Genomic DNA, 5,217 nt, shown 5'->3' on the forward strand with positions numbered 1-5,217 from the left:
CCCGCCGCGATCCGGCGGATCGGCCCCTACACCCCGGCACAGTGGTGGGGGGTGTCGCTGGTCGGCGTGATCGGCCTGGTGCTGGCGGTGGCATTGGCTGTCACCGGTACCCGCGTCCTGCTCTCACTGGGCGGGATGCAGGAGTTCTTGGCGCGTTACCCCGGCGAGTACCACCTGCCCGACGGCGCGCCTGTCGGCATCCCCGCGTGGCTGGGGTGGCAGCACTTCTTCAACGTGTTCCTGATGGTGCTGATCATCCGCACCGGGGTGCAGGTGCGCACCGAGAAGCGCCCCTCGGCGTTCTGGGCCCCCAAGGACTCCCCGCGCAAGCGCATCAGCCTCACCATCTGGACCCACCAGGTGCTCGATCTGCTCTGGCTGGTCAACGGCGCGGTCTTCGTCGTGCTGCTGTTCGTCACGGGCCAGTGGATGCGGATCGTGCCGACGAGCTGGGATGTGTTCCCCAACGCGCTGTCCGCCCTGCTGCAGTACGTGTCGCTGCAGTGGCCCACCGAGAACGGGTGGGTCAACTACAACTCGCTGCAGCAGCTCGCCTACTTCGTCACCGTCTTCGTGGCGGCCCCACTGGCGGCGGTCACCGGTTTCCGGATGAGCGGTCTCTGGCCGCAGGGCGCGAAACGTCTCACGGCGGCGTATCCGATCGAGCGGGCCCGTGCCGTCCACTTCCCGACGATGATCTATTTCGTCGCGTTCATCGTGGTGCACGTCGCGCTGGTGATCTCGACGGGGGCGCTGCGCAACCTCAACCACATGTACGCGTCGCTCGGCTCCGTCGATGGTGTGCGCTACGCCGACAACCCGACGGGGTTCTGGATCTTCGCGGGTTCGCTCGTCGTGATCGCGGCGGCCTGGGTCGCGTTGCGTCCGCTCACGGTCGCCCCGCTCGCGCGCCTGTTCGGCACGGTCACCGCGCGGTGACCGGCGCCGTCCGCGCGGACGGCACGGCACGGCGACGCGGGGGCATGACGGGCCGGACGGGCTGTTCGGTGGATCCGTGGCGGTGGATCGGGGCACCCCGTCGGTCGGGCCGCGGGAGGGCCGTACCACCGTGCGTCCTGCCCGATCGGCCGGACCTGGGCCCGGATCGGCGCGTGACGTGGCGCCGTCGGGCGTTCCCCTGACGATGCCACGTCAGGGGCGAGGGGCTCCCCGGGCCCGGGCGGAGCCCCGGCCCCAGCGCCGAGGGCAGCGAGGTTCCACTGGATGACCTGCACCCAGCTGAGCATGGTGCCGAAAGCGATCATCTCGAAGATCGTGAGGTTGATGATGCCGGTGACCATGGCGACGATCCCGACCAGCAGCACGGTCGTGGCCGCGATCGCGGCCCGATGCGTGCCGGCGGGAAGCTCCGGCGCGAGCTTGCGCGCGGCGAAGGCGAGGGCGACGAACGACAGCAGTACGCCATTGGCGGCACGGTCGTGGAAGAACTCGCTGAGAGACAGCGGGATCGCCCCGATCATCGACAGGAACAGGCCGAGGACGAACACGAGTTGCGGGAGCACGCGCGCGGCGCGCCCGTCGTGCAGGGTGCCCGCGCTCAACGCCCGCTCGATCGACAGGCGCATCGGAACGGACGAGAAGGCGATCGTCGCGCCGCTCACGAGGATGCCGCCGTTGAACAGGTGGCTGGAGAGGTCCCCGAACGTGCCGAGGTGGCTGAAGTACAGCTCCCACCAGGAGTCGTCGGCCGTGGTGGCCGCCGAGGCGGCGATGCCGAGGCACAGGACGAGGCCGGACAGGACCACCCACGCGACGGACCGTTTCCCGGCGGAGAAACGGCGCACTCGACCGGGGCGGTGCTCCTGTGTGTCGCGCGGTGCTGTGGGGGAGTGCATGTGCTCTCCAAATAGAGGGAGCCCGCGCAGAGTCCCCGTTGCATCGGCCGCCCCGGCGCGAGCAACCAGCGGCTGCGGACCCACCGGTGCGTCCGCCTCATCAGGCCTCATCTTAGGGGAGTCGGCGTGAGCGTGGAGACCCCGGGGAACCGCGCGCGGGTGGTTTGTCCCCCATATGGGGGACAAACCTGATGGGGTGGGGATGGTTCCCCTCAGGAGCTTCGGTGGGGGCCGGATCCTGAGGGGAACCCAGATCCTCCCGCCACATTTGCGAGAGCCCGCTGGGGAACGGACTCATGCCGGTGCTGGGGACAGCGGCGTGGATGCAAGTTGGGCGTCGCAGATCCGCCATCCACCATACCCGTTCCCGAGGACCTCGGTGACCATCGGTTCATCGGCGCACCACCGCGTATCGACGACAATGGACGTGAGACCAGGAGGGGCGATGATGCCGGGATCGGCCGACCAGGGCAGCGCACGCGGACTGTTCGCCCAGGCACGCCGGGAACTCGCGGGCCGACCGCAGCAGCGATTGGGTGAACGGCGGCGGTCGCGAGGCCTGTTCGGGTTCGGCGCGGCGCCGAAGATCGTCCCGGTGGGGCAGGCATGGCGGCTGGGCGTTTTCCTCCTCACGGCGGACGCCGTGTTCGCGGTGGGTGAGGTGGTGCGCTCTCGCCGCGAGGTGATCCGCGGGTACACGGCACAGGCCTCGCGGGAGCGGGCCGCGGTGGCCGCGGCAGCCTTCCGCGGCGGGTTCGCCGAGGGTGAGACGCTGCATCTGGGGTGGTCCGAGCTCGACCTCGCCGCCGTCGATGCGGGAGGTGAGTCGGGTCCGCTGTCACGCCGTGACGACATCGTGTGGGTGCGCTGGAGCGCCCAGGGGGCCGGACGTGGCCTGGGCGCGTACCTCGCCGAGCAACTATCCCTGCTCTGACCGCTGCGGACCCACCGGCGCGAGGCTGCTCCGGTCCGTCCGGCCGCCGGATGCGCTGGGTAGTGTTGATCGTGACGGCCGTCCGCGGCCGAGGGAGGGAGTCGCATGCAGGTGTGGCCCGGAATGGCGTACCCACTCGGAGCGACCTTCGATGGCAACGGCACGAACTTCGCGATCTTCAGCGAGGGTGCCGAACGCGTCGAGTTGTGTCTGTTCGACGACGACGGCACCGAGACTCGGGTGCGGCTGCACGACGTCGACGCCTACGTGTGGCACGGCTATCTGCCGAACGTGAAGCCGGGTCAACGGTACGGGTATCGCGTCCACGGGCCGTACGACCCGGCATCCGGTCAGCGCTACAACCCGAACAAGCTCCTGCTCGACCCGTACGCCAAGGCCGTCGAAGGCCAGGTCACCTGGGGTCAAGAGGTGTTCGGGTACGACTTCGGGTACCCCGACTCGCGCAACGACGACGACTCGGCGGCACACATGATGCAGGGAGTCGTCGTCAACCCGTTCTTCGACTGGGCCGGCGACCGGCACCCGAAGACGCCGTATTCCGAAACCGTGATCTACGAGGCGCACGTGAAGGGTCTCACCGCCCGCCACCCCGACATCCCGGAGGAGATCCGGGGCACCTACGCGGCCCTGGCGCACCCGGTGATCATCGAGCACCTGAAGAAGATCGGTGCGACGGCGATCGAGCTGATGCCGGTGCACCAGTTCGTCAACGACTCCACGCTGCAGGAGAAGGGGCTGTCGAACTACTGGGGGTACAACACCATCGCCTTCCTCGCCCCGCAGAACACCTACTCGTCCTCGGGGCAGCGCGGCCAGCAGGTGCAGGAGTTCAAGTGGATGGTGCAGGCGATGCACACCGAGGGCATCGAGGTGATCCTCGACGTCGTGTACAACCACACTGCGGAGGGCAATCACCTCGGCCCGATGCTGTCGATGCGCGGGATCGACAACATCGCCTACTACCGCCTCGAAGACAACGACAAGCGCTATTACACCGATTACACCGGCACCGGGAACAGCATGAACGTGGGTAATCCGCACACGCTGCAGCTGATCATGGACTCGCTGCGGTACTGGGTGCTGGAGATGCACGTCGACGGGTTCCGATTCGATCTCGCGTCCGCCTTGGCGCGGGAGTTCTACGAAGTGGACAAGCTGTCGACCTTCTTCGAGTTGGTGCAGCAGGATCCGGTGGTCTCACAGGTCAAGCTGATCGCCGAACCGTGGGACATCGGCCCCGGCGGCTACCAGGTGGGAAACTTCCCGCCGCAGTGGACCGAATGGAACGGGCAATACCGTGACACCGTGCGCGACTTCTGGCGCGGGGAACCGGCCACGCTCGGCGAGTTCGCCTCGCGCATCACCGGTTCGGCCGATCTGTACGCGCACTCCGGTCGGTGGCCGGTGGCATCCATCAACTTCGTCACCGCGCACGACGGCTTCACGTTGCGCGACCTGGTCTCGTACAACGAGAAGCACAACGACGCCAACGGTGAGGACGGCCGGGACGGCGAGTCCCACAACCGGTCGTCGAACAACGGAGTCGAGGGGCCGACGGAGGACCCCGCGATTCTCACGGTGCGCGCGCGCCAGCAGCGCAACTTCCTGGCCACGCTGCTGCTGAGCCAAGGCGTTCCGATGATCTCGCACGGTGATGAACTCGGGCGCACCCAGCGCGGCAACAACAACGGGTACGCGCAGGACAACGAGACCACGTGGGTCGACTGGGAGTCCGCCGACCAGCCGTTGATCGAGTTCACGGCGTGGCTGGCGCGCCTGCGGCGCGAGCACCCCACCTTTCGCCGGAGCCGATTCTTCAACGGCCGCCCGGTGCGACGCGAGGAGGATTCGCCTGTCCCCGACATTGCCTGGCTCCGTCCGGACGGAACGGTCATGCAACCGGAGGACTGGGATTCCGGGTTCGGGCGCGCCATCGGCGTGTTCCTGAACGGGCACGGCATCCGCGAACGCGACCGCCGTGGAGCGCCGATCGACGACCGGCATTTCTTCGTGCTGTTCAACGCGTCGAACGAGCCGATCGACTTCACGATCCCGAGCGCGGAGTTCAGCCCGGGCTGGGAAGTCATCCTCGACACGGGGGGCACCCTCTCCCACAGTGCCCCACACACGGGCGGCGACCGGGTGCGCGTCGCGGCGACCTCGCTGATCGTCCTCATCGACGCCGACGAACCCGAGATGAAGACCGACCACACCGTCGCGGCCTCGCTCGCCGCCTACACGACGCCGATCGACATCATCCCCGGCGCCAAGTCGCCGTCCTCGTCCGCCCGCGCCGCCGCGCACCGTCGATGACGCCCTCCTCGACCTACCGCCTGCAGATCCGGCCCGGCTTCGACCTGGATGCCGCCGCCGAGATCACCGGGTATCTGCACGCGCTCGGCGTGG

3 protein-coding genes and 1 pseudogene are annotated in these 5,217 nt (G+C 68.4%); 3 read left to right on the plus strand and 1 reads right to left on the minus strand.

All coding sequences use genetic code 11. The features are described 5' to 3' along the window. Window positions 1-939: cytochrome b/b6 domain-containing protein (locus tag ACK5KK_RS11900; RefSeq protein WP_416890297.1), on the plus strand; the 939-nt coding region annotated here is incomplete at its 5' end. Between the two features lie 296 nt (window positions 940-1,235). Here the strand turns inward: ACK5KK_RS11900 and ACK5KK_RS11905 are convergent. Continuing rightward, a pseudogene (locus ACK5KK_RS11905) lies at window positions 1,236-1,967 on the minus strand (DUF998 domain-containing protein); the annotation flags it as partial. Between the two features lie 334 nt (window positions 1,968-2,301). On the opposite strand from ACK5KK_RS11905, the gene ACK5KK_RS11910 reads away from it, so the two are divergent. Together ACK5KK_RS11910 and glgX are read left to right on the plus strand one after the other, a co-directional pair. Beyond that, window positions 2,302-2,790, plus strand: a complete 489-nt coding sequence (locus ACK5KK_RS11910; RefSeq protein WP_416890298.1) for a glutaminase — start codon at window positions 2,302-2,304, stop codon at window positions 2,788-2,790. A gap of 105 nt (window positions 2,791-2,895) precedes the next feature. Beyond that, complete coding sequence (gene glgX / locus ACK5KK_RS11915) at window positions 2,896-5,124, plus strand: glycogen debranching protein GlgX (protein WP_416890299.1); 2,229 nt, start codon at window positions 2,896-2,898, stop codon at window positions 5,122-5,124. Window positions 5,125-5,217: the final 93 nt, after the last annotated feature.

The organism is Microbacterium sp. (assembly GCF_047972865.1).
In the GTDB taxonomy this organism is placed as follows: domain Bacteria; phylum Actinomycetota; class Actinomycetes; order Actinomycetales; family Microbacteriaceae; genus Microbacterium.

Coding starts and splice junctions, on each gene's coding strand:
- ACK5KK_RS11910 (WP_416890298.1), top strand. CDS start 2,302: ATGATGCCGGGATCGGCCGACCAGGGCAGCGCACGCGGACTGTTCGCC.
- glgX (WP_416890299.1), top strand. CDS start 2,896: ATGCAGGTGTGGCCCGGAATGGCGTACCCACTCGGAGCGACCTTCGAT.